This window comes from Streptomyces sp. NBC_01622 (assembly GCF_045209635.1).
Classification (GTDB): domain Bacteria; phylum Actinomycetota; class Actinomycetes; order Streptomycetales; family Streptomycetaceae; genus Streptomyces.
Map to the genome: position 1 here is coordinate 6445595 of NZ_CP109293.1, position 24997 is coordinate 6470591.

Consider the following 24997-nt stretch of genomic DNA (forward strand, 5'->3'; position numbering starts at 1 on the left):
GCCCAGGGCCCGCACCCCGGCCGGCCGGGTCGCGCTCCCGCCCCACCCCCGCCCGTTCCGGGCGCTCGCCCCTCGCGGCCTGCGGCTTCGCTTCCTGTCCGGTCACGCCCCCCGGCAGCCCAGGTCCCGCACCCCGGCAGCCCAGGGCGTCCGCACCCCGGCCGACCGAGCCGCGCTCCCGCCCCCACCCCGCCCCCGCCCCCTCTTCTCTCCCCACCCCATCTCTCACCAAAATCCACCTGCACCCTGCACCCACCCCGGTAACCATGGCCGTATGACCACTTCGTCGAAGCCGCCCTCGCACACCGCCCGAGCCCACTCCTTCAACGCCGCCGCGGCCCAGTACGCCGAGAACCGCCCCTCCTACCCACCCGCGCTCTTCGACGCCATCGAGGAACTGGCCGGCCACCCCCTCGCCGGCGCCCGCGTCGCGGACGTCGGGGCCGGCACCGGCATTGCGACCGCCCTCCTGCACGCGCGCGGCGCCGACCTGATCGCGATCGAACCCGGCGACGGCATGGCGGCCCAGTTCCGCCGCACCCTTCCCGTCATCCCGCTCGTCCGCGGCACCGGCGACGCCCTCCCCCTGACCGACGACTCCGTCGACTTCCTCACCTACGCCCAGGCCTGGCACTGGACCGACACCACCAAGTCGGTCCCGGAGGCCCTGCGCGTACTGCGCCCGGGCGGCGCGCTCGCCCTGTGGTGGAACACCAGCGCTGTCGACGTCCCGTGGATCGCCGAGCAGTCGGAACGCATCAGGATCCACTTCGGCATCGACCGCGTCGTGAAGCAGAACGGCAGCGGCCTCCACACCGCGCTCGCCGACCCCACCGGCAGGCTCGACTTCGCCCACCGAAGGGTCCGCTGGAGCCGCCGCGTCCCGGTCGACACCCACCTGGCCAACATCAGCAGCCACTCGGTCTTCCTGGTCCAGGGCGAGGAAGGCACCAACGCTTTCCTCACCAAGGAGCGAAACCACCTGCTCACCACGTTCCCGGACGGCACCGTGGAGGAGACCTACGTCGTGGAACTCGTCGTAGCCCTCGCGTCATGACCTTCCGAACCTTCTGACGGCCACCACATCGCCTCCTGACCACCATCCCGTCACACCCCCTTGACCGCGACCACCCCCACGCCACTCCCGTCGCCCCCGCGACCCCCGCCATCCCCTCCCCGCGCGGTGGCCCACCCCTCCAAGGCCGCCGCGCACGCGTGGTCCACGTGCCGCAACCCGCCCAGCTCCAGGCGCACTTCGCGGTCGTGCGGCAACGCCTCCAACGCGTCCAGCAGCTTCGGCAGCCGCAGAAACGTCGCATGCCCCAGCACCCGTACGACGATCCCCGCGTCCCCGAGGTCCTCCGTCTCCACGTGGACATGGCTGACGTCCCACGCGGTCTTCGCCACCGCCAGCCCCAGCCCGACCAGCACCCCCTCGAACAGATTCCCCACCACGATCGCCACCGCGGTCACCCCGAGCACGACCGCCTCACCCCGGTGCCCGGCCCACAGCCCCCGCGCCTGCCGCACCGGCACGAGCTTGCAGCCGGCGTGCACGAGCAGCCCCGCCAGTGCCGCCACCGGAACCAGGCCCAGCACCCCGGGCAGCAGCGCCGTGAACAGCAACAGCCACCCGCCGTGCAGCATCCGCGACGCCTTGGTCCTGGCCCCCGCCTGCACTCCCCCAGAGGGGGGACCCCCAGCCGCGCCCCGCACGATCACCGCGGTCATCGGCAACGCCCCGAGCACCCCGCACACCGCGTTCCCCGCGCCCTGCGCGATCAACTCCCGGTCGTAGTCCGTCCGCGGACCCCGGTGCAGCCGGTCCACCGCCGCCGCGCTGAACAACGACTCCGCCGACGCGATCAACGCGAACGCGACGACCGTCCCGATCACCCCCACTTCCGTAAGCCGCCCGAAATCCCCCCACTCCGGCACCCGCACGGCACCGAGCAGTCCCCGCGCCTCCACCCGCCGCACCGACAGGTCGAACACCCCGGTCACCGCCGCAGCCAGCCCCACCGCCACCAAGGGCGCCGGCACCAGCCGAGCCCCGCGCCGCCACCGGGGCCAGAGCACCAGTACGGCAATGGTGGCACCGCCCACTGACAACGCCACCGGATCCACCAGCCCCGGCAGCGACACCAGCCCCGCGAGCTTCCCGAGCCCGTCCGCCGGCGCGGCCGCATCGCCGAGCGCGTACACCTGCCCGGCGACCAGCACGAGCCCCATCCCGGAGAGCATCCCCTGCACCACGGCCGCCGACACGGCCCGGAACCACCGCCCGAGCCGCAGCATCCCGAGCCCCACCTGCACCACCCCGGCCGCGAACACGAGCACCCCGAGCGCCTCGACGCCGTATGTCCGCACGGCCTCGTACACGAGCACGGTCAGCCCGGCGGCCGGACCGCTCACCTGAAGGCTGCTGCCCGGCAGCGCCCCGACCACCAGCCCGCCGACGATCCCGGTGACCAGCCCCAACTCGGCCGGCACCCCGGAGGCGATCGCCACACCCACGCACAGCGGGAGCGCGACGAGAAAGACGACCAGAGAAGCGAACAGATCGGCCCTGCTCACACCACAGCGCATGACACGCATGACAACGGCACCTCCGAAGACAGGACAAAGCCGGACGGGAGATGCGTGGGCGCCGCACCGGGGGAGGGCGCGGCGAACTGAAATCCATTGTCGCGAAAGGGAGTTGATCGCGCATCGGATTCATGTGACCGCCCCGTGAACGCGGAGGCGCCCAGACCGGAGCCCTCCGCTCCGATCACGCCGCCATGCGCCTGCGCCGTCCCGCGCACCCGCGCGACGGCACCGTCGAACCCGCTTGACGACCCCGCCCCGCGAGACCCATTATTCATCACATGGTGAATTACATCGTCGATCCACCCGGCGCAACCCCCGCCCCCGCCCCCGCCGTCCAGGCCGAAGCCCTCACCGTCGTCCGAGGTCCCCGCACCGTCCTGCGCGGCATCGACTTCACCGTCCCGCGCGGTCAGATCACCGGCCTGCTCGGCCCCTCCGGCTGCGGCAAGTCGACCCTCATGCGCTCGATCGTCGGCACCCAGGCCAAGGTCACCGGCACCCTGAACGTCCTCGGCCGCCCCGCGGGCCACCCCACCCTCCGCACCCGCATCGGCTACGTCACCCAAGCCCCCTCCGTCTACGACGATCTGACGGTCCGTCAGAATCTTGACTACTTCGCCGCGATCCTCGACCCCGGCAGGACCGCCGCCAACCGCCGCCACGACGTCGACCGCGTCCTCACCGACGTCGACCTCACCACCCACGCCGACGCCCTCGCCGGCAACCTCTCCGGCGGCCAGCGCAGCCGCGTCTCCCTGGCGGTCGCGCTCCTCGGCACCCCCGAACTCCTCGTCCTCGACGAACCCACCGTCGGCCTGGACCCCGTCCTCCGCCGCGACCTGTGGACCCTCTTCCACGACATCGCCGCCTCCCGCGGCGCCACCCTCCTCATCTCCTCCCACGTCATGGACGAGGCCGAGCGCTGCCACCGCCTCCTCCTGATGCGCGAGGGCGAGGTCCTCGCGGACGACACCCCCGACGCCCTCCGCACCCGTACCGGCTCCGACACGGTCGAAGCCGCCTTCCTGCACCTGGTCGACGAGGCCGTGGCCACCGGCCGCCAGAAGGAGACGACCCGATGAGCACACCGACCACCACGGCCGCCACGACAACCACCGCGCCCGCCCCCGCCACCGCCCTCAGCGTCTCCCGCACCACCGCCACCGCGGCCCGCGTCCTGCGCCAGCTCCGCCACGACCCCCGCACGATCGCGCTGCTGATCCTCATCCCGTGCCTGATGCTCGTCCTGCTGCGCTACGTCTTCGACGGCAGCCCGCGCACCTTCGACAGCATCGGCGCCTCCCTGCTCGGGATCTTCCCGCTCATCACGATGTTCCTGGTCACGTCGATCGCCACCCTGCGCGAACGCACCTCCGGCACCCTCGAACGCCTCCTCTCCATGCCCCTGGGCAAGGGCGACCTGATCGCCGGCTACGCCCTCGCCTTCGGCTTCCTCGCGGTCATCCAGTCCGCCCTGGCCACCGGCCTCGCCGTCTGGTTCCTGGGCCTCGACGTCACAGGCAGCCCCTGGCTCCTCCTCCTGGTGGCCCTCCTCGACGCCCTCCTCGGCACCGCGCTCGGCCTCTTCGTCTCGGCCTTCGCCGCCTCGGAGTACCAGGCCGTCCAGTTCATGCCGGCGGTGATCTTCCCCCAACTCCTCCTCTGCGGCCTCTTCACCCCGCGCTCCGAGATGCACCCCGTCCTGGAGGCCGTCTCCGACGTCCTGCCCATGTCGTACGCCGTCGACGGAATGAACGAAGTCCTCAAGCACACGGACATGACCGCCACCTTCGTGCGCGACGCCCTGGTCGTGGCCGGCTGCGCCCTGCTGGTCCTGTGCCTGGGCGCGGCCACACTGAGGAGGCGTACGGCATAGAGGCGCCCCCTACAGACAGGTGCCGTTCCGCCAGCCGGACAGCCCCCACCCCCTCCCCACCGCCGGTGCGAGGATGACCCCATGACCCAGAAAGTCGCAGTCCTCGGCACCGGCAAGATCGGCGAAGCCCTGCTCAGCGGAATGATCCGAGCGGGCTGGGCCCCGGCCGACCTCCTGGTCACCGCCCGCCGCCCCGAGCGCGCCGAGGAACTCCGCACCCGCCACGGAGTCACCCCGGTCACCAACCCCGAGGCCGCGAAGAGCGCCGACACCCTGATCCTCACGGTCAAGCCGCAGGACATGGGCACCCTCCTCGACGAACTCGCCCCGCACCTCCCCGCCGACCGCCTGGTCATCAGCGGCGCGGCGGGCATCCCCACCTCCTTCTTCGAGGAGCGCCTCGCCACTGGCACCCCGGTCGTCCGGGTCATGACGAACACCCCCGCCCTCGTCGACGAGGCCATGTCCGTCATCTCCGCCGGCAGCCACGCCACCGAGGCCCACCTCGCGCACGCCGAGGAGATCTTCGGCGCCGTCGGCAAGACCCTCCGCGTCCCCGAGTCCCAACAGGACGCCTGCACCGCCCTCTCCGGCTCCGGCCCGGCGTACTTCTTCTACCTGGTCGAAGCCATGACGGACGCGGGCATCCTGCTCGGCCTGCCGCGCGACAAGGCCCACGACCTCATCGTCCAGTCCGCGATCGGCGCCGCCGTCATGCTCCGCGACAGCGGCGAACACCCGGTCAAGCTCCGCGAGAACGTCACCTCGCCCGCCGGCACGACGATCAACGCCATCCGCGAACTGGAGAACCACGGCGTACGCGCCGCACTCATCGCCGCCCTGGAGGCAGCCCGCGACCGTAGCCGCGAACTGGCCTCCGGCAACAGCTAGCAGGACAGGCGACAAGCCGGTCGAACGGCTGGCCGGCGGCCGGACGGCTACGCAGGCAGAAGCCCGATGGCCCGATACGCGGTATCGGCCATCGGCTTCGCCATCCCTCTCGCCTTCTCCGCCCCGTCCCGCAACACCCCTTCCACATAAGCGGGATCCGCGCACAACGCTTTGTGCCGCTCCTGCACCGGCCTGAGTAGCTCGACCACGGCCTCCGCGGTGTCCTTCTTCAACGCTCCGTACGACTCATATACACCGCTCAAGTCCTCGGGGTTCCCACCTTCGCAAGCGGCCAGGATCTCCAGCAGATTGGCCACCCCGGGCCGCTCCTCCCGGTCGTAGACGACCCCCGCCCCACTGTCGGTCACGGCCCGCATGACCTTCTTCCGTACGACGTCCGGCTCGTCCAGCAGATAGACGATCCCCGGCCCTGAGTCGTCCGACTTCCCCATCTTCGAAGTCGGCTCCTGCAGGTTCATCACCCGCGCCGCCACCCCCGGCCGAGTCGCCCGGGGCACCACGAACGTATGGCCGTACCGCTGGTTGAACCTGACCGCCAGATCCCGGGCCAGCTCCACATGCTGCGTCTGGTCGTCCCCGACCGGCACCTCGTCCGTCCCGTACGCCAGGATGTCGGCCGCCATCAGCACGGGATACGTCAGCAGCGACAGCCGCACACTCCCGCCCCGCGCCCGCTCACGCGCGGCCTTCTCCTTGTACTGGATCATCCGCCGCATCTCCCCGTCGGTGGCCACACACTCCATGACGTACGACAGCCGCGTGTGCTCGTCCACATGACTCTGTACGAACACGGTGCACAGCTCGGGATCCAGCCCCGCCGCCAGCAACAGCGTCGCCGCCTGCCGGGTCAGCCTGCGCACCCGTGCCGGATCGTGGTCCACGGTGAGCGCGTGCAGATCGACCACGCAGAACAGCGCGTCGCTCTGCCGCTGGTCCACGTCGACCCACCGCCGAATGGCTCCCAGGTAGTTCCCCAGCGTCAGGTGCCCGGTCGGCTTGACCCCACTGAAGACCCGTGTCATCTCTCCACCTCCTGGTCGAGACCGCCGCGCCGGCCGGCCGACCCTCTGGAGGGAGAAACAAGAACGGCCGCCGAGGTGGCGGCCGTTGAGTACATACGTGTGTACGGCCGCCGTCAGGCGGCCCACCACTGCTGGGTGCACGTATGTGTAGTCACGTCACACAGCGTACGCCTCCGCAGTGCTCTCCGGAGCGGAGTTGACACGCCCCGACCACGTACGTAGTGTTCTCCGAGTTGTCCGACGTGAGCGCCGACTCCGGTCGGTCCCCGGACAGCCATTCCGCAAGTACCTACAAACATTCGGCGATCCGTCGTCGCGTGCATTGTCATGCGTATTTGCGAAATGAGGAATCCGCGTTCGAAAGGACGCACCCCCGATTCGCTCGGGACTCAGGACTCCGCTAAAGTCTCACTCGTCGGAACGGCCCAACGGCTGGGATGGCAGCCCCCTCTGACTGGGAGTCAGGCCCGAAAGGGTCTGGTAGAGTCGGAATCGCCGGAAAGGGAAACGCGGAAGCGGAAACCTGGAAAGCACCGAGGAAATCGGAACCGGAAACGGTCTGATAGAGTCGGAAACGCAAGACCGAAGGGAAGCCCGGAGGAAAGCCCGAGAGGGTGAGTACAAAGGAAGCGTCCGTTCCTTGAGAACTCAACAGCGTGCCAAAAATCAACGCCAGATATGTTGATACCTCGTCTCCGGCCGTCACGGTTGGGGCGAGGTTCCTTTGAAGAAAACATACAGCGAGGACGCTGTGAACGATCATCTTATTCCGGTGGTTGTTCCGCTCTCGTGTGTGTGCACCCGATTACGGGTAAACATTCACGGAGAGTTTGATCCTGGCTCAGGACGAACGCTGGCGGCGTGCTTAACACATGCAAGTCGAACGATGAACCACTTCGGTGGGGATTAGTGGCGAACGGGTGAGTAACACGTGGGCAATCTGCCCTGCACTCTGGGACAAGCCCTGGAAACGGGGTCTAATACCGGATGATACTCCCGCACTCATGTGTGGGTGTTGAAAGCTCCGGCGGTGCAGGATGAGCCCGCGGCCTATCAGCTTGTTGGTGAGGTAATGGCTCACCAAGGCGACGACGGGTAGCCGGCCTGAGAGGGCGACCGGCCACACTGGGACTGAGACACGGCCCAGACTCCTACGGGAGGCAGCAGTGGGGAATATTGCACAATGGGCGAAAGCCTGATGCAGCGACGCCGCGTGAGGGATGACGGCCTTCGGGTTGTAAACCTCTTTCAGCAGGGAAGAAGCGCAAGTGACGGTACCTGCAGAAGAAGCGCCGGCTAACTACGTGCCAGCAGCCGCGGTAATACGTAGGGCGCAAGCGTTGTCCGGAATTATTGGGCGTAAAGAGCTCGTAGGCGGCTTGTCACGTCGGGTGTGAAAGCCCGGGGCTTAACCCCGGGTCTGCATTCGATACGGGCTAGCTAGAGTGTGGTAGGGGAGATCGGAATTCCTGGTGTAGCGGTGAAATGCGCAGATATCAGGAGGAACACCGGTGGCGAAGGCGGATCTCTGGGCCATTACTGACGCTGAGGAGCGAAAGCGTGGGGAGCGAACAGGATTAGATACCCTGGTAGTCCACGCCGTAAACGGTGGGAACTAGGTGTTGGCGACATTCCACGTCGTCGGTGCCGCAGCTAACGCATTAAGTTCCCCGCCTGGGGAGTACGGCCGCAAGGCTAAAACTCAAAGGAATTGACGGGGGCCCGCACAAGCAGCGGAGCATGTGGCTTAATTCGACGCAACGCGAAGAACCTTACCAAGGCTTGACATACACCGGAAAGCATTAGAGATAGTGCCCCCCTTGTGGTCGGTGTACAGGTGGTGCATGGCTGTCGTCAGCTCGTGTCGTGAGATGTTGGGTTAAGTCCCGCAACGAGCGCAACCCTTGTCCTGTGTTGCCAGCGTGCCCTTTGGGGTGACGGGGACTCACAGGAGACCGCCGGGGTCAACTCGGAGGAAGGTGGGGACGACGTCAAGTCATCATGCCCCTTATGTCTTGGGCTGCACACGTGCTACAATGGCCGGTACAATGAGCTGCGATACCGTGAGGTGGAGCGAATCTCAAAAAGCCGGTCTCAGTTCGGATTGGGGTCTGCAACTCGACCCCATGAAGTCGGAGTTGCTAGTAATCGCAGATCAGCATTGCTGCGGTGAATACGTTCCCGGGCCTTGTACACACCGCCCGTCACGTCACGAAAGTCGGTAACACCCGAAGCCGGTGGCCCAACCCCCTTGTGGGGAGGGAGCTGTCGAAGGTGGGACTGGCGATTGGGACGAAGTCGTAACAAGGTAGCCGTACCGGAAGGTGCGGCTGGATCACCTCCTTTCTAAGGAGCATCTAGGCCGCCAGACATGGTCTGGTGGTCCAGGGCCATTACGTCGGCGCATGTCCGACGGTGGTTGCTCAAGGGTGGAACATTGATTATTCGGCCGGTCATCTCGGGCCGGAGGCTTGCAAGTACTGCTCCTCGGAGTGTGGAAAGCATGATCTCCGGACGGATACGGGTCGGGCACGCTGTTGGGTGTCTGAGGGTACGGCCGTGAGGCCGCCTTCAGTGCCGGCCCCAGTGAACTTGTCCGTGAGGGCGGGGTGATGGGTGGTTGGTCGTTGTTTGAGAACTGCACAGTGGACGCGAGCATCTGTGGCCAAGTTTTTAAGGGCGCACGGTGGATGCCTTGGCACCAGGAACCGATGAAGGACGTGGGAGGCCACGATAGTCCCCGGGGAGTCGTCAACCAGGCTTTGATCCGGGGGTTTCCGAATGGGGAAACCCGGCAGTCGTCATGGGCTGTCACCCACTGCTGAACACATAGGCAGTGTGGAGGGAACGCGGGGAAGTGAAACATCTCAGTACCCGCAGGAAGAGAAAACAACCGTGATTCCGGGAGTAGTGGCGAGCGAAACCGGATGAGGCCAAACCGTATGCGTGTGAGACCCGGCAGGGGTTGCGTATACGGGGTTGTGGGATCTCTCTTCTGTCGTCTGCCGGCGACAGGACGAGTCAGAAACCGTTGATGTAGGCGAAGGACATGCGAAAGGTCCGGCGTAGAGGGTAAGACCCCCGTAGTCGAAACATTGACGGCTCGTTTGAGAGACACCCAAGTAGCACGGGGCCCGAGAAATCCCGTGTGAATCTGGCGGGACCACCCGCTAAGCCTAAATATTCCCTGGTGACCGATAGCGGATAGTACCGTGAGGGAATGGTGAAAAGTACCGCGGGAGCGGAGTGAAATAGTACCTGAAACCGTGTGCCTACAAGCCGTGGGAGCGTCGGACAAGCACTTGTGCTTGTCTCGTGACTGCGTGCCTTTTGAAGAATGAGCCTGCGAGTTTGCGGTGTGTTGCGAGGTTAACCCGTGTGGGGAAGCCGTAGCGAAAGCGAGTCCGAACAGGGCGGTATAGTAGCGCGCTCAAGACCCGAAGCGGAGTGATCTAGCCATGGGCAGGTTGAAGCGGCTGTAAGAGGTCGTGGAGGACCGAACCCACCAGGGTTGAAAACCTGGGGGATGACCTGTGGTTAGGGGTGAAAGGCCAATCAAACTCCGTGATAGCTGGTTCTCCCCGAAATGCATTTAGGTGCAGCGTCGTGTGTTTCTTGCCGGAGGTAGAGCACTGGATAGGCGATGGGCCCTACCGGGTTACTGACCTTAGCCAAACTCCGAATGCCGGTAAGTGAGAGCGCGGCAGTGAGACTGTGGGGGATAAGCTCCATGGTCGAGAGGGAAACAGCCCAGAGCATCGACTAAGGCCCCTAAGCGTACGCTAAGTGGGAAAGGATGTGGAGTCGCAGAGACAACCAGGAGGTTGGCTTAGAAGCAGCCACCCTTGAAAGAGTGCGTAATAGCTCACTGGTCTAGTGATTCCGCGCCGACAATGTAGCGGGGCTCAAGCGTACCGCCGAAGTCGTGTCATTCCAGCAATTAAGCCCCAACGGGTGCTGGGATGGGTAGGGGAGCGTCGTGTGCCGGGTGAAGCCGCAGCGGAAGCTAGTGGTGGACGGTTCACGAGTGAGAATGCAGGCATGAGTAGCGATACACACGTGAGAAACGTGTGCGCCGATTGACTAAGGGTTCCTGGGTCAAGCTGATCTGCCCAGGGTAAGTCGGGACCTAAGGCGAGGCCGACAGGCGTAGTCGATGGATAACCGGTTGATATTCCGGTACCCGCTGTGAAGCGTCAAACATCGAGCCCGTTGATGCTAAGGCCGTGAAGCCGTTCCGGACCCTTCGGGGAAGGGAAAGTGGTGGAGCCGCCGGCCCAAGACGGTAGTAGGTGAGTGATGGGGTGACGCAGGAAGGTAGTCCAGCCCGGGCGGTGGTTGTCCCGGGGTAAGGGTGTAGGACGAACGGCAGGCAAATCCGCCGTTCACATAGTCTGAGACCTGATGCCGAGCCGATTGTGGTGAAGTGGATGATCCTATGCTGTCGAGAAAAGCCTCTAGCGAGTTTCATGGCGGCCCGTACCCTAAACCGACTCAGGTGGTCAGGTAGAGAATACCGAGGCGTTCGGGTGAACTATGGTTAAGGAACTCGGCAAAATGCCCCCGTAACTTCGGGAGAAGGGGGGCCATCACCGGTGAGAGGACTTGCTCCTTGAGCTGGGGGTGGCCGCAGAGACCAGCGAGAAGCGACTGTTTACTAAAAACACAGGTCCGTGCGAAGCCGTAAGGCGATGTATACGGACTGACGCCTGCCCGGTGCTGGAACGTTAAGGGGACCGGTTAGTCCGACTTCGGTTGGGCGAAGCTGAGAACTTAAGCGCCAGTAAACGGCGGTGGTAACTATAACCATCCTAAGGTAGCGAAATTCCTTGTCGGGTAAGTTCCGACCTGCACGAATGGCGTAACGACTTCTCGACTGTCTCAACCATAGGCCCGGTGAAATTGCACTACGAGTAAAGATGCTCGTTTCGCGCAGCAGGACGGAAAGACCCCGGGACCTTTACTACAGTTTGATATTGGTGTTCGGTTCGGCTTGTGTAGGATAGCTGGGAGACTGTGAAGCTTGGACGCCAGTTCAGGTGGAGTCGTCGTTGAAATACCAGTCTGGTCGTGCTGGATGTCTAACCTGGGTCCGTGATCCGGATCAGGGACAGTGTCTGATGGGTAGTTTAACTGGGGCGGTTGCCTCCTAAAGAGTAACGGAGGCGCCCAAAGGTTCCCTCAGCCTGGTTGGCAATCAGGTGTTGAGTGTAAGTGCACAAGGGAGCTTGACTGTGAGACCGACGGGTCGAGCAGGGACGAAAGTCGGGACTAGTGATCCGGCGGTGGCTTGTGGAAGCGCCGTCGCTCAACGGATAAAAGGTACCCCGGGGATAACAGGCTGATCTTCCCCAAGAGTCCATATCGACGGGATGGTTTGGCACCTCGATGTCGGCTCGTCGCATCCTGGGGCTGGAGTCGGTCCCAAGGGTTGGGCTGTTCGCCCATTAAAGCGGTACGCGAGCTGGGTTTAGAACGTCGTGAGACAGTTCGGTCCCTATCCGCTGCGCGCGCAGGAACATTGAGAAGGGCTGTCCCTAGTACGAGAGGACCGGGACGGACGAACCTCTGGTGTGCCAGTTGTTCTGCCAAGGGCATGGCTGGTTGGCTACGTTCGGGAGGGATAACCGCTGAAAGCATCTAAGCGGGAAGCCTGCTTCGAGATGAGTGTTCCCACCCACTAGATGGGTTAAGGCTCCCAGTAGACGACTGGGTTGATAGGCCGGATCTGGAAGGCGGGTAACCGCTGGAGGTGACCGGTACTAATAGGCCGAGGGCTTGTCCTCAGTTGCTCGCGTCCACTGTGTTGGTTCTGAAACCACGAACAACCCCATGCCCATGGTCACGGGTGTGGTGCGGTTGATGTGTTTCATAGTGTTTCGGTGGTCATAGCGTGAGGGAAACGCCCGGTTACATTCCGAACCCGGAAGCTAAGCCTTACAGCGCCGATGGTACTGCAGGGGGGACCCTGTGGGAGAGTAGGACACCGCCGAACAAATATTGCGAAAACCCCTGTACCGTTTATTCGGTACAGGGGTTTTCTGCGTTTAGGCTCAGCGGTATGCGCTACGACCTCGTGATCTTCGACAACGACGGTGTCCTCGTCGACAGCGAGCCCATCTCCAACAGGCTCCTGGCCGGCTATCTCACGGAGCTCGGGCACCCGACCTCGTACGAGGAGTCCCTCCGTGACTACATGGGCGCCGCGATGCACCGCGTCCACGATCTTGTCGAGGAGCGCACCGGGCAGCGGTTGCCGGACGACTTCGACGATGTCTTCCACGCTCGCGTGTTCGCCGCGTTCGAGCGCGAGTTGAAGCCGGTCGCCGGGGCCGTGGATGTCCTGGAGAGGCTGGTCGCGGACGGGGTGCCGTACTGCGTGGCGTCGTCCGGGAGTCATGCGCGGATTCGGACGGGGCACCGGGCGACGGGACTGGACGAGTGGTTCGAGGAGCAGTGGGTCTTCAGCTCCGAGGACGTGGGGCGGGGGAAGCCGGCGCCGGACCTGTTCCTGTATGCCGCCGAGCAGATGGGTGTGGCGCCGGAGCGCTGTGTGGTCGTAGAAGACAGTCCGCTGGGGGTGCGGGCCGCTGTGGCGGCCGGGATGGATGTGTACGGGTTCACCGCGATGACGCCTGCTGAGCGGCTTGCGGAGGCCAACCAACTCTTCAGTGACATGCGGGAGTTGCCTGACCTGCTGGTCTGACATTTGTCATGCCGAGGTCCGGACGATCGGCTCTACTGGCGGCCGGGAGCTCCCCGGCAGTCTGAGTGCATGACGACGAACACGGGCTCCAGGACGAAGAATCTCGCGCCGCTCCTCATGGACGTGGCGGTGCCGATCGGGTCGTACTACCTGCTGAAGAGTGGGTTCGGGATGGGGACCGTGGCGGCGCTGGGGTGGAGCAGTGTGCTGCCGGCGGTGCGGACGGTGTGGGGGGTTGTCGTCGCGCGGACGGTCAACGCCTTTGCCGCGTTGATCCTCTTCGTGAATGTCGTCGGGTTGTCGCTCAGCCTGGTCGCCGGTGATCCGCGGCTCATGCTCGCCAAGGACAGCGGGGTCAGCAGTGCCATCGGGATCGGGGTGCTGGTGTCCGTGGTGATGGGCAGGCCGATGATGACCGCCGGGATGAAGCCCTTCCTCGTGAAGGGGGACCCGGAGCGGGAGGCCGCCTTCGAGCGGCTGTTGAGCGGGTCGGCGGCCTTTCAGCGGGCCGAGCGGCGGTTCTCGGTGGTGTGGGGTGTCGCGCTGCTCGGCGAGTGTGTCGCCCGGGTCGTGGGGGTGTACACGCTCCCCGTGGACACCATGGTGTGGCTGGGTACGGTCGTGATGGTCGGGACGATGGGTGTGGCGGCTGTCGTCAGTGGTGGTCTTGCGGCCGGGCCCATGGCGGACATGATCGCCGCCGAGCTGAAGGGCGGGGACGCCCCCGCACCTGCGGTTCTTCCCTCGCTGGTCGTCGCTCGGTAAAGGTGAGCCGAATTCATCTTTGGCTGGATCTACCCACGAGTACGCCGGGGCCCTTACGCTCGCCGCCATGACAGATGTGCTGCGGCGCGGTAGGGCCTCGTTGGCGTTCAGCTTCTTCGCTCAGGGCGCCACCTTCGCGCTGCTCGTGACACGTATCCCCGCGATCCAGGACCGCTACGGGGTCTCGGACGGGCTGCTGCCCGTCTTCCTGGCCGCCGTGCCGATCCTCGCCGGCGTCGGGAGTGTGACCACCGAGCAACTGGTGAAGCGAATACGGCCCAGCGTGCTGCTGCGCTGGTCCCAGCCGGTCGTGCTGCTGGCGCTGCTCGGGGTCGGCGCGGGCGACAGCATGGCCGAACTGGCCGTCGCGCTCGGCGCGTTCGGGCTCGGGGTGGGTGCGCTGGACGCCTCGATGAACATGCTCGGGGTGAGTCTGCAGCGGACGTACGGGCGGAGCATCATGCTCAGCTTCCATGCCGCGTACAGCCTGGGCGGGATCGTGGGGGCCTCGCTGGCCTGGGCGGGGGCGCACTGGCATCTCGCGCTGTGGGTGTCGTATCTGCCCGTGGTGGCCGTCCTGCTGCCGGCGGCCTTTGTGGGGAGTCGGTGGTACGTCGACGGCGGTGCGCCCGACGCGGAGGGCGAGGGGGCCGAGGCGGGGCCGCTGGTCTTCAAGCTGCTGCTGCCGCTGTGTCTGGTGATGACCTTCGCCTATATCGGGGACTCGACCGTCTCCAACTGGAGTGCCAAGTACCTGAAGGACGTGCTGGGCAGTTCGGAGCAGGTGGCGACCGTTCCGTACAACGTCTACATGGTGATGTGCCTGGTCGGGCGGGGGATCGGGGACCTCGGGGTGCGGCGGTTCGGGGCCGTGGCCGTCGTACGGCTGGGGGCGGTGGTGGCCGCGCTGGGGTTCGCGGTGGTGGCCGTGGCGCCGGGGGCCGGGGTCGGGATGCTCGGGTTCACGCTGCTGGGGCTCGGGCTGTGCGTGCTGGTGCCGCAGACCTTCGCGGCGGCCGGGCGGCTGTTCCCGGGGGCCTCCGATACGGCGATCGCGCGGCTGAACGTCTTCAACTACGTCGGGTTTCTGATCGGTTCGCCGTTGGTGGGGGCGCTGGGCGACGCCTGGAGTTATCGCGGGGCGATGCTCGTGCCGATGGTGTTGGTGCTGGTGACGTTGGTGTACGCCCGCTCGTTCGCGCCGCAGGAGGGCCGGTACGGTGACGGGCATGAGCGGGCGCGCACAGCTGATGTGGGACGAGGCAGTAACGGGCTATGACTTCGGCCGGGACCATCCGATGGACCCGGTCCGGCTCGCCCTGACCCGGAGGCTCGTCGACGCCTTCGGGCTCGACAAGGACGTGGATGTGGTGGCGGCCAAGCCCGCCGGTGATTCGACGTTGCGGCTCGTCCACCGGGAGGACTACGTCGAGGCGGTGAAGGCCGCCTCGGCCGACCCGGAGTCGGCGGACGGGGCGTACGGGCTGGGGACGATGGATGATCCCGCCTTTGCCGGGATGCACGAGGTGTCCGCGCTGATTGCGGGGCAATCAGTCGGCGCCGCCGAGGCCGTGTGGGCCGGGGACGTGTCGCATGCCGTGAACTTCGCCGGCGGACTGCATCACGCCATGCCGGGGGCGGCCTCCGGGTTCTGCATCTACAACGACGCCTCGCTGGCCATCGCCCGGCTGCTGGAGCTGGGGGCCGAGCGGGTCGCGTACATCGATGTCGACGTGCATCACGGGGACGGGGTCCAGGCGGCGTTCTGGGAGGACCCCCGGGTGCTGACGATCTCCCTGCACGAGCATCCCCGGACGCTGTTCCCGCAGACCGGCTGGCCGGAGGAGACCGGGGCCGCGAGCGCGGAGGGCTCGGCGGTGAACGTGGCGCTGCCGGCCGGGACCGGGGACGCGGGGTGGCTGCGCGCCTTCCACGCCGTCGTGCCGGAGCTGATCGCGGACTTCCGGCCGCAGGTGCTGGTGACGCAGCACGGGGCCGACACGCACTTCGAGGACCCGCTCGCGCATCTCGCGGTGTCGCTGGACGCGCAGCGGGCCGTGCAGGTGGCCTGCCACGAGCTGGCGCACGAGTACGCGGACGGGAAGTGGGTCGCGCTCGGCGGGGGCGGTTACGCCGTGGTGGAGGTGGTGCCGCGGTCGTGGACGCATCTCGTCGCGATCGCCGCGGGGCGGGAGATCGCGCCCGAGGCGATGATTCCCGAGGGGTGGCGGCAGGAAGCGTTCGCACGGACACGGGAGTTGGGGCCGCAGCGGATGACGGACGGGCGGTGGCCGGTGGCCTACGCCGACTGGGAGTCGGGGTATGACCCCGCCGACCGTCTTGACCAGGCGGTTCTGGCTACTCGGCGGGCGGTGTTTCCGCTGCGGGGGTTGTTGGCTTAGGTCTCCGGGATTTCTTTCGCCCCCGCCGCCCCTACCCGTCCCGTCCCTGGGGGCTGCGCCCCCAGACCCCGCTTCGGCCTGAACGGCCTCGTCCTCAAACGCCGGACGGGCTGAATGCTGCCGGCCCGCGTTGGGAAGGCGCCGGACGGGCTGGATGTGCCCGTCCGGCGCTGGATGCGAGGCCTGGTGCGTCAGCCGCAGTGGCCGGAGTCGCCGCCCGTGGCCGTGCTGATGGCGCCGGACCACGTGATGCAGTGGCCGCGCCCGTTGACGTAGACGGGGCCGGCGTACGACGTGTACAGGCCGCTGTCCTCGGCCGGGGTGGTCTCCTGGTCGCTGAAGACGTCGAGCTTGACGTCCATGTAGATCTTCGCGCCCGGGGTGTTGCGGATGGTCACGGCGCAGTTCTTGCCGGTCGACTCGTTCCAGGTCAGGAAGACCTTGCCGACGTTGCCGACCGGCGTGGAGTCGATGACCTTGTAGCCGGTGCCGCAGGCGCCGTTGTAGGTGGCGGTGGCTGCCGCCGCCTTGGTGGTGGCAGCCTTGGTGGTGGCCGCGGACGCGGGAGCGGTTGCGGCGATCGTGCCGCCGAGCGCCAGAGTGGCGAGGGCGGCGGCGGTCGTGGTGCGACGGGACAGCTTCATGGTGGTGTTCCCCCTGTTGGTGGTGCCGGTCAACTTGCCTGGGACGGTTGGTCGTTCCGTCCACGCAAGGTGAGACCCGGGAACCCGTACGACAGTTGTGGCCGCTTTTGTCACTGTCCTGTCACCGGTGTTACGCCAACGGTGCGGAGTTTCCGGCGTTCGCGCCGTGGGCGGTCCCCCCGTCCGTCACCATCGCTCCCGTGTTGACCACCGGCGCGCTCCGCGCGCATCTGCTGGCCGCCCGGCTGGCCGGACCCGTGGCCACCTCGCGGGAGGAGAGCCTGCGGAGCTATCGGGCCTTCGCCGCTCGTGACCCCCGGGTGCTGATCGGACTCGATCCCGAATGGACATGGGGACAGCGGGACTTGATCGGTCTCATGGCGGACAAGTGCGGGGTTTCGGCCGACCCGAGACATGTTTCCGGGCATGATGTGATCGACCCGGAGCGGACTCTGACCGCTCTGGACGCCTTCGCAGACCGGCTGGGTGCGGTGGCGGAGCGCAACGGACCCGTGCTCCTCGGCACCGGGCACCCACACCGGCTGCTCGGGTTCTACGCCGCGTTGGCGGACGCGCTGTCGGCGGCGGGATGTGCTGTTCTCACCCCTGCGCATGGTCGCTGTGTCGACATAACGACCCGGTTCGGTCTACGCACGTACAACCTTGCCTACGTACAGGGCGTCGGGCTGGTCCGTGATCCGGGCCCCGAACGCCCCGGTTGTGAGCCCGGCGCACACACGCACTCACCGCTCCCGGTTCGTACCGTGCTGGGTGCGGCGGCGGAGGCCGGCGGGGTGCTTCCGGAGCTGGTGATCGGAGACCACGGATGGGTCTGCGGAGCAGGTCAGCTGGGGTTCGAGGCCATTGGGCTCGCGGATACCGATGACCCCGCACTGTTCGTGGGGGAGGCCGAGGGGTCGGTGTCCGTGGCAGTTCCACTTGATGACGCCGTGCGGTCCGATTACTACCGCCCGCTTACCCGCTACGTACTCAATCGAGCGTGTCTGTCACAGTAGGCCGCCGATGGGTGCACCTCTTCCCCACTCGCATCACACGCCCCTACATTGGGGAGTGAGCACGCAACGACGAAGAGTCACCGGAAGGGGAAGCCGGTGACCGTCGAGTGCGGAAGGTTCAGGTGTGTCATGGCTGCAGCTGGCGAGAGGCCTCTGAACGAGGTTCAGTTCCTTACCGTGGCGGAGGTCGCCTCGGTGATGCGAGTGTCGAAGATGACCGTGTACCGGTTGGTGCACAGCGGTCATCTGCCCGCTATCCGGGTGGGGCGGTCCTTCCGCGTCCCCGAGCAAGCGGTACACGAGTACCTTCGCGAGAGTTATGTGGGGGTGGAGACAGCCTGAGGCGATACCTCGATTACGACCTCAGCGCTCGGACGGGTAGGCTGGCCCCTTGTAGGTCGTATGGGCCCATGATGCCCAGCACCGAGTGATGAGAAGTGAGCGAGGGTAGTCGTGGGCTCTGTTATCAAGAAGCGGCGCAAGCGGATGGCTAAGAAGAAGCACCGCAAGCTGCTGAAGCGCACGCGCGTGCAGCGTCGCAACAAGAAGTAGGCGACGCGGCGCAGCGAGAGCGTCTCCTGTGGCCCCCCACCGGTTTCCGGTGGGGGGCCACGGTTTTGCCGTCGCCCATGTCGGCGTCATGCGCCGAATGTGGGTACTCGTGACGTCGTGCGTCAGGCGGTCATCACAGCGCAACACCGAACCGCTAGGTTGGCCGCACACGGGTAACTCGGAAGGAAGGCGCTGATCTTGGGGAAGGTCGTGCTCGTGACCGGAGTGGCCCGCCAGCTGGGGGGTCGTTTCGTACGACGGATCCAGCGTGATCCACAGGTGGACCGGGTGATCGCCGTGGACGCGGTCCCGCCCGGGCACCATCTGGGGGGCGCGGAGTTCATCCAGGCCGACATCCGGCAGCCCACCATCGCGCGGGTGCTCGCCGAGTCGGGCGCCGACACGGTCGTCCACATGGACGTGACGGGCACCGCGCTGGGCAGCGGCAGCCGGACCACGGTCAAGGAGACCAACGTCATCGGCACCATGCAGCTCCTCGGTGCCTGTCAGAAGTCGCCGGTCGTCAAGCGCCTGGTGGTGAAGTCCAGCACCAACGTCTACGGTTCCGCCCCGCGCGACCCGGCCGTCTTCACCGAGACGACCCCGCCGAAGTCCCTGCCGAGCGGCGGCTTCGCCAAGGACACCGTCGAGGTCGAGGGGTACGTACGAGGCTTCGCCCGCCGCCGGCCCGACGTCGCCGTGTGCGTGCTGCGGTTCGCCAACATCCTTGGTCCTACGGCGGATTCGCCGCTCGCCTCGTACTTCTCGCTGCCGGTCCTGCCGACCGTGTTCGGCTACGACCCGCGGCTGCAGTTCGTGCACGAGGACGACATGATCGAGGTCATGCGGATCGCCTCGCACGATCCGGAGCGGGGCACACTCAACAGCGGCACCTTCAACATCGCCGGGGACGGCGTCCTGCTGCTCTCCCAGTGCTCCAGGCGCCTGGGCCGCCCGACCGTGCCGCTGCTGCTGCCTGCGGTCACCTGGGCCGGTTCCCTGGTGCGGACGCTGGGGATGACGGACTTCTCCCCGGAACAGATCCGGCTGCTCACCCACGGCCGGGTCGTGTCGACGGTGCAGATGCGCGAGACCCTGGGCTACCAGCCCAAGTACACGACCGCCGAGACCTTCGCGGACTTCGCGCGCAGTCAGGGGCCCGGGCTGCTGCCGCCGGAGGCCCTCGCGGGGGCCGTCGACCGGATCGCCGCGCTGTCCCGGCCGGACAGTGGCCACCTCCCGACGCCGAGCGCCAACTGAGGAGCGCATCAACGATGGCGGATGCCAAGGTCATTCCGTTCGACGACGACCGGTCCCGCGCGGGTGCCGTGCAGCGGCCACAGCGGCGCCGGAGCACGGGAAGCCGGCGCAAGAACGGCGAACCCGCGCTGGTCCGTGAGGTCCAGCCCCTGCCGGGCCGGGACTTCGCGCAGGATGATGTTCCTGTGACGCGTGAGGAGCAGCAGCCGGAGCAGCCGCAGAACGAGGGCGGCCAGGTCGGTCAGAGCGACGAGGGCGGCCAGGGGGGCCTGGAGCGCCGTATCGCCCATGGCCTGTCCTTCCTGCGCCGCAGGCTGACCGGGGACTACGAGGTCGACGACTTCGGCTACGACGAGGAGCTCACCGACGAGGTCCTGATGCCGGCGCTGCGCCCGCTGTACGAGAAGTACTTCCGGGTCGAGGTGAAGGGCATCGAGAACATCCCGGCGGAGGGTGGCGCGCTGATCGTCGCCAACCACTCCGGGACGATTCCGCTGGACGGCGTGATGATGCAGATCGCCGTCCACGACAACCACCCCGCGAGCCGCCATCTCCGGCTGCTCGCGGCGGACCTGGTGTTCATGCTGCCGGTCGCCAACGAGCTGGCCCGCAAGGCCGGTCACACGCTCGCCTGCGCGGAGGACGCGGAACGGCTGCTGGGGCGCGGCGAGTTGGTCGGGGTGATGCCGGAGGGCTTCAAGGGCATCGGCAAGCCGTTCAGCGAGCGCTACAAGCTCCAGCGCTTCGGCCGTGGCGGCTTCGTCTCGACGGCGCTGCGCAAGGGCGTGCCGATCATCCCGTGCTCGATCGTGGGCGCGGAGGAGATCTACCCGATGATCGGCAACTCCAAGACGCTGGCCCGGATCCTGGGCTTCCCGTACTTCCCGATCACGCCGACGTTCCCCTGGCTGGGCCCGCTCGGCGCGATCCCGCTCCCCACGAAGTGGACGATCCAGTTCGGCGAGCCGATCCCCACGGACGGCTATCCGCCGGAGGCGGCCGAGGACCCGATGCTGATGTTCAACCTCACGGACCAGGTGAGGGAGCAGATCCAGCACACGCTGTACAAACTGCTGGTGCAGCGGCGGTCGGTGTTCTTCTAGCTTTTTGTGGGCCCTGTCTGAGAAACCTGACGTGCGGCTGTACGGCGATGGGGCGCCCCTCGCGAGAGGGGCGCCCCAAGGAACCGCGGAACCGGCGGAGCTAGTTCGCGTCCTCGCTGTCGATGCCCAGACCGGGCAACAGACCCGGCAGGAGCGGTGGGAGCGTGACGTCCGGTTCGGTGATCGAGGGCTTGCCCGTGGACGGAGAAGCCGTGCCGGAGGACTTCGGGGGGTCGAGGAGGCCGCCCGTGTTGCCGCCGAGGAGGCCGTCGCCGTCGGTGGCGGACTCGCTGGGGGTGCTGGAGTGGCCGCCCTTGCTCTCGGCGGAGCCTTCCGTGCTGCTCGGGGTCGTCGAGCGGTGCGCGCCCGTGGAGCCGGTGGACTCCGTGTCGGGTGCGCGGTGCCTGCCGGTGCCGCCGCCGGTCTTGGCCGGGGGCTGGGGCAGCAGCGACTGGAGCGGGGCGACCTCTTCGTCTATGGCGTCGAAGACCGAGGAGACCTGGTCGCTGACGTCGCCGAGCTGGACGGGGAGGCGGTCGCGCAGGGCGCCCCATACCTCGCGGTGCGAGCGGGAGAACGCGGAGAGGGCCTGGATGGGGCCCAGCGAGTTCGGGTCCTGCTCGTACGCCTCGTGCAGCAGACGGTGGCCCTCGGACGCGTCGTGCGTCATCCCGGACAGCGTGTGGCGGATCTCGCCGAGCTGCTCGTGGTCGAGGTGGCCGCCGCGGTCCCGCTCCATCAGCCGGCGTGCCTCGCCCAGGCGGTTGGACGCCTGGTCGAGGAAGGCCACTCCGCGCTGGTCGTCGCCGTCGGACAGGTAGTTGAGCTTGAAGTCCTCGATGCCGCGCTTCAGGCCGTACAGCCCGTCGCCGGGCAGGGCGTCCGAGCTGGCGGCGGCGACTCCGCCGAAGGCTCCGGCGGCGACTCCGACGCTCAGGCCGCCGGCCGCGAGGCCCTTGCTGAGCCGGGACCGGGGTCGCAGCTTGCCCAGTCCGGTGGACCGGTGGGTGCCCCGGGACCGGTGGGATCGCTGCTCCGGTACCGAAGGTTCTGGTGCCTCGCCTCCTTGCAGCATGGCCTCGAACGCGGCGACCAGCTGAGCCCGCTGGACGACCTTGACCTCGGGGTCCAGCACGGGTTTGGGCAGTTCGCCGAGACCGGTGGCGAAGGCCAGCATGCGGCCCTGCTCGGTCTGTTCCGCAGCAGCCGGGGCCGGTGCCGGTCCTTCGGACTGCTCGGCCGCCGTGCCCCGGTCGGACTGCTCCTCTTCCAGGGCCTGGGCGAAGGCGTTCGCCCGCCGGTGCGCCGATACGTTCGCGATCACTGGCGGCACCTCCTCTCGCGTCATGACGGTCGACTCCCCAGGGGGTCCTGAGGGTTGCACCTCCTGACCGCATCCACACGATCGAGTGATCGGGGAGGGTCAGGGTGTGACCACAGGGAGCCTGTATCCCGCACAACGACTGGCGCGGCACTTGGGTTACGGACGGCGGATGAACCGACCGCGAACTCAACGGACTTTCACTGAGCGCGAGTTGGGAGTTACCGAGCGTATGCCGTCAGCGGGCGTCGTCCGGGAGGAGCCGGGCGAGAGTGCGCACGGCGCGGTACTGGAGGGTCTTGATCGCGCCCTCGTTCTTGCCCATCACCCGGGCGGTCTCCGCGACGGAGAGGCCCTGGAGGAAGCGGAGCGTGACGCACTCCTGCTGCTGGGGGTTGAGCCGTCGTACGGCGTCGAGGAGGGCGGCGTTCGACAGGGACTCCAGGACGGAGTCCTCGGGGGAGCGCGCGACCTCGTTGGCGTCGAGCATCTCGCCGGTGGTCACTTCCAGCCGGAAGCGGCTCGACTTGAAGTGGTCCGCGACGAGGTTGCGGGCGATGGTCACCAGCCAGGCGCCGAAGTCGCGGCCCTGCCAGGTGAAGGTGCCGATGCGGCGCAGGGCGCGCAGAAAGGTCTCGCTGGTGAGGTCCTCGGCGGTGGCTTTGCCTCCCACTCGGTAGTAGATGTACCGGTACACAGTGTCGCTGTACTGGTCGTAGAGGCGGCCGAAGGCGTCGGCTTCGCCGGCCTGGGCACGCTCCACGAGGTCCATCATCCGGGCGCTGTCGCTGTCAGCGGCCGGACGGCGTGCGGTGGCGGCGCCGGCCGAGCGCCCTCGTCTGCCAACAGCAGCGCCGCCGTCGGCCAGTGCGTAGCACGGACCGACGGGTGCGGTGGTGGCGAAGGCGGCGGGGACGGCGTACGCGGTGGGGACGAAGCCGCGCAACAGGTCTTGGACCGTTGCGCGCAGCGTAGCCAGGCCCGAGGCGTCAACCCCGACGTGTGGGTACACGGGACTCCCAGAGGCAGAGCTTCCATCACGTGCAGTACCGGAACGTTCACCCGTCGTAGCGACAGAGAGGTGCCGGATTGCGTCTGAGGAGAATAACGCTTCGTGCAGGCGCTGCTACACGCAGTTGCTCAAATCATCGATTACGTCGCTTCTGTAACCGATTGACGCTCGATCAAGTACCGCAGAGTGAACGGTTGTTGATCAGAACGGTCCGAATTCAGTCAGGGAGCAGGGCGTGTTGTGGCCGTGTGCAGCCAACGTGACTGGACAGGGGGTTACGCGGGTACGACCCGTGGATTGGTTGTGTTTACCGCGTCACCGGCGTCGGCGATGCAATGCGATCGCCGCGGCCGTGCCGCCCGCCACCGCGCCCACGCCGGCCGCCGCCGGGATGCCGACCTTGGCCGCCTTGCGGGCCGTGCGGTAGTCGCGCAGCCGCCAGTCCAACTGCCGGGCGTGCTTGCGCAGCTTGGCGTCCGGGTTGATGGCGTAGGGGTGCCCGACCAGCGAGAGCATCGGGATGTCGTTGTGCGAGTCGCTGTAGGCGGCGCACCGGGAGAGGTCCAGGCCCTCCGCCGCGGCCAGCGCCTTGACCGCCTCCGCCTTCGCGGGGCCGTGCAGCGGTTCGCCGACCAACTTGCCGGTGTAGACGCCGTCGACGGACTCGGCGACCGTGCCGAGCGCGCCGGTGAGGCCGAGGCGGCGGGCGATCACATTGGCGATCTCCACCGGGGCCGCTGTGACGAGCCACACCTTCTGGCCCGCGGCCAGGTGCGCCTCGGCGAGGGCGCGGGTGCCGGGCCAGATGCGCTCGGCCATGTACTCGTCGTAGATCTCCTCGCCGATCGACTGGAGTTCGGCGACGCGGTGGCCCTTGACGATGGACAGCGCGGAGTCGCGCGCCTCCTGCATGTGCTCGGGGTCCTCGGAGCCGGCGAGCCTGAACCAGGCCTGCTGCCAGGCGAACTTGAGGAGGTCGCGGGTCTCGAAGAACTTCCGTTTGTGCAGGCCACGGCCGAAGTGGAAGATCGACGCGCCCTGCATGACGGTGTTGTCGAGGTCGAAGAAGGCGGCTGCTCTGTCGTCGCCGAGGACCGGGAACTCCGGTTCCTGCGTGGTTTCTTTCGTGAGGGCGTCCTCTATGTCCTGGACGTCCTGCGACGACTTGCGCGCTGCCTCCGCAGAGGCCTCGCCTGCCAACACGCTCCGCGCCGTGGCGGAGCGCCTACGGGGAGTGAGCCATCCGAGAGCGGCCATGTCGTGAGCATAGCCAGTCTGTTCGGTGGTTCCGGAGCCGAGAGGTTCGGAGGCTGTGAACTCTCCGCGACCGGGCCGTTAAAGAAGTGGCCGGGTGGCGTGAGAATGGGGTGCATGAGTCATCTCGTCACCCTCATCGGGAAGCCCGGCTGCCATCTGTGCGAGGACGCGCAGCTCGTCGTGGAGAAGGTCTGCGCCGACCTCGGGGTCGCCTGGGAGCGGAAGGACATCACCGTGGACCAGCGTCTCCACGACGAGTACTGGGAGCAGATCCCGGTCGTCCTGGTGGATGGGAAACAGCACACTTTCTGGCGGGTGGACGAGGGCCGTCTGCGCCGGGAACTGACCAAGTAGTTCAACGCGCACCCGAACGTCGCTTAGGATCGACGGCGGTTTGGTCTCGGGGGCGGGAATTACGAGGAGTGTGGCGGTTTTGCCCCCTGGAATACGCCTGGGACGCGTGTGCGTGACCCCGGTCACGTTGGCCGGGCAAATCGGACACCATCTTTGTGCACGCGTTCACAAAGACATAGCCTGCTTCCGACGGGGCGGTCTGG

Annotated in this window: 20 protein-coding genes and 3 rRNA genes; 17 read left to right on the forward strand and 6 right to left on the reverse strand. The window is 67.0% G+C overall.

The genetic code is table 11. The features are described from left to right. The first annotated feature begins 274 nt into the window (after window positions 1–274). Window positions 275–1057 carry a class I SAM-dependent methyltransferase gene (locus tag OH768_RS29690; protein WP_406458636.1) on the forward strand — a complete coding sequence of 261 codons (783 nt, stop codon included), beginning with the start codon at window positions 275–277 and terminating at the stop codon, window positions 1055–1057. A gap of 50 nt (window positions 1058–1107) precedes the next feature. Here OH768_RS29690 and OH768_RS29695 read toward each other — a convergent pair whose 3' ends face one another. Beyond that, the gene (locus OH768_RS29695) at window positions 1108–2589 is read right to left on the reverse strand and encodes a SulP family inorganic anion transporter (protein ID WP_406465497.1); all 1482 of its coding nucleotides are present in this window, start codon (window positions 2587–2589) and stop codon (window positions 1108–1110) included. 281 nt (window positions 2590–2870) lie between these two features. Here OH768_RS29695 and OH768_RS29700 point away from each other — a divergent pair, with 281 nt between their 5' ends. From OH768_RS29700 to proC, 3 genes are all read left to right on the forward strand, one after another. After that, the gene (locus OH768_RS29700; protein WP_406458638.1) at window positions 2871–3674 is read left to right on the forward strand and encodes an ABC transporter ATP-binding protein; all 804 of its coding nucleotides are present in this window, start codon (window positions 2871–2873) and stop codon (window positions 3672–3674) included. Continuing rightward, the gene (locus tag OH768_RS29705) at window positions 3671–4468 is read left to right on the forward strand and encodes an ABC transporter permease (protein WP_406458640.1); all 798 of its coding nucleotides are present in this window, start codon (window positions 3671–3673) and stop codon (window positions 4466–4468) included. Before OH768_RS29700 ends, OH768_RS29705 begins: the two co-directional genes overlap by 4 nt. A gap of 81 nt (window positions 4469–4549) precedes the next feature. Next, window positions 4550–5359, forward strand: coding sequence for a pyrroline-5-carboxylate reductase (proC, locus tag OH768_RS29710; RefSeq protein WP_406458642.1), 810 nt, complete (start codon window positions 4550–4552; stop codon window positions 5357–5359). Window positions 5360–5406: 47 nt separating this feature from the next. Here the strand turns inward: proC and trpS are convergent, their stop codons facing one another. Beyond that, window positions 5407–6402: a tryptophan--tRNA ligase gene (trpS, locus tag OH768_RS29715; RefSeq protein WP_406458644.1), complete on the reverse strand. Its 996-nt coding sequence runs from the start codon at window positions 6400–6402 to the stop codon at window positions 5407–5409. An 818-nt stretch (window positions 6403–7220) separates the two neighbouring features. On the opposite strand from trpS, the gene OH768_RS29720 reads away from it, so the two are divergent. From OH768_RS29720 to OH768_RS29750, 7 genes are all read left to right on the forward strand, one after another. After that, window positions 7221–8748 (forward strand): 16S ribosomal RNA (locus OH768_RS29720). 317 nt (window positions 8749–9065) lie between these two features. Continuing rightward, window positions 9066–12188: ribosomal RNA gene (locus OH768_RS29725) — 23S ribosomal RNA — on the forward strand. A gap of 92 nt (window positions 12189–12280) precedes the next feature. Beyond that, window positions 12281–12397 (forward strand): 5S ribosomal RNA (gene rrf / locus OH768_RS29730). The 16S, 23S and 5S rRNA genes sit together here, the layout of an rRNA operon. A gap of 66 nt (window positions 12398–12463) precedes the next feature. Continuing rightward, window positions 12464–13108, forward strand: coding sequence for an HAD family hydrolase (locus tag OH768_RS29735; RefSeq protein WP_406458646.1), 645 nt, complete (start codon window positions 12464–12466; stop codon window positions 13106–13108). A gap of 69 nt (window positions 13109–13177) precedes the next feature. Continuing rightward, a complete protein-coding gene (locus OH768_RS29740; protein ID WP_406458648.1) occupies window positions 13178–13873 on the forward strand; it encodes a VC0807 family protein in 696 nt (231 codons plus the stop codon). A 67-nt stretch (window positions 13874–13940) separates the two neighbouring features. Then, a complete protein-coding gene (locus tag OH768_RS29745; RefSeq protein WP_093631931.1) occupies window positions 13941–15152 on the forward strand; it encodes an MFS transporter in 1212 nt (403 codons plus the stop codon). Then, entirely contained in the window at window positions 15103–16275 is a 1173-nt protein-coding gene (locus OH768_RS29750) for an acetoin utilization protein AcuC (protein WP_406458651.1), read from the forward strand. The genes OH768_RS29745 and OH768_RS29750 overlap by 50 nt, the downstream gene beginning before the upstream one ends. Before the next feature lie 191 nt (window positions 16276–16466). Here OH768_RS29750 and OH768_RS29755 read toward each other — a convergent pair whose 3' ends face one another. Then, window positions 16467–16919, reverse strand: a complete 453-nt coding sequence (locus OH768_RS29755) for a spore-associated protein A (RefSeq protein WP_406458653.1) — start codon at window positions 16917–16919, stop codon at window positions 16467–16469. Between the two features lie 200 nt (window positions 16920–17119). On the opposite strand from OH768_RS29755, the gene OH768_RS29760 reads away from it, so the two are divergent. From OH768_RS29760 to OH768_RS29780, 5 genes are all read left to right on the forward strand, one after another. Next, on the forward strand, window positions 17120–17935 hold the full coding sequence (locus OH768_RS29760; protein WP_406458655.1) for a phosphatase: 816 nt from the start codon (window positions 17120–17122) through the stop codon (window positions 17933–17935). Between the two features lie 129 nt (window positions 17936–18064). Next, a complete protein-coding gene (locus tag OH768_RS29765; RefSeq protein WP_004984898.1) occupies window positions 18065–18277 on the forward strand; it encodes a helix-turn-helix domain-containing protein in 213 nt (70 codons plus the stop codon). Between the two features lie 111 nt (window positions 18278–18388). Then, complete coding sequence (locus OH768_RS29770) at window positions 18389–18487, forward strand: 30S ribosomal protein bS22 (protein ID WP_003948845.1); 99 nt, start codon at window positions 18389–18391, stop codon at window positions 18485–18487. Window positions 18488–18685: 198 nt separating this feature from the next. Next, complete coding sequence (locus OH768_RS29775; protein ID WP_406458657.1) at window positions 18686–19747, forward strand: NAD-dependent epimerase/dehydratase family protein; 1062 nt, start codon at window positions 18686–18688, stop codon at window positions 19745–19747. A 14-nt stretch (window positions 19748–19761) separates the two neighbouring features. Then, window positions 19762–20850 (forward strand): lysophospholipid acyltransferase family protein, encoded by a 1089-nt coding sequence (locus OH768_RS29780; RefSeq protein WP_406458659.1) that lies wholly within the window; start codon window positions 19762–19764, stop codon window positions 20848–20850. A gap of 100 nt (window positions 20851–20950) precedes the next feature. On the opposite strand, the gene OH768_RS29785 is transcribed toward OH768_RS29780, so the two are convergent. From OH768_RS29785 to OH768_RS29795, 3 genes are all read right to left on the reverse strand, one after another. Further along, window positions 20951–22174: a DUF5667 domain-containing protein gene (locus tag OH768_RS29785; RefSeq protein WP_406458661.1), complete on the reverse strand. Its 1224-nt coding sequence runs from the start codon at window positions 22172–22174 to the stop codon at window positions 20951–20953. A 235-nt stretch (window positions 22175–22409) separates the two neighbouring features. Continuing rightward, window positions 22410–23183: an ECF subfamily RNA polymerase sigma factor, BldN family gene (locus tag OH768_RS29790; protein ID WP_019075382.1), complete on the reverse strand. Its 774-nt coding sequence runs from the start codon at window positions 23181–23183 to the stop codon at window positions 22410–22412. A 315-nt stretch (window positions 23184–23498) separates the two neighbouring features. Beyond that, entirely contained in the window at window positions 23499–24440 is a 942-nt protein-coding gene (locus OH768_RS29795; RefSeq protein WP_406458663.1) for an HAD family hydrolase, read from the reverse strand. A 114-nt stretch (window positions 24441–24554) separates the two neighbouring features. On the opposite strand from OH768_RS29795, the gene OH768_RS29800 reads away from it, so the two are divergent. Next, window positions 24555–24794 (forward strand): glutaredoxin family protein, encoded by a 240-nt coding sequence (locus OH768_RS29800; protein ID WP_406458665.1) that lies wholly within the window; start codon window positions 24555–24557, stop codon window positions 24792–24794. Window positions 24795–24997: the final 203 nt, after the last annotated feature.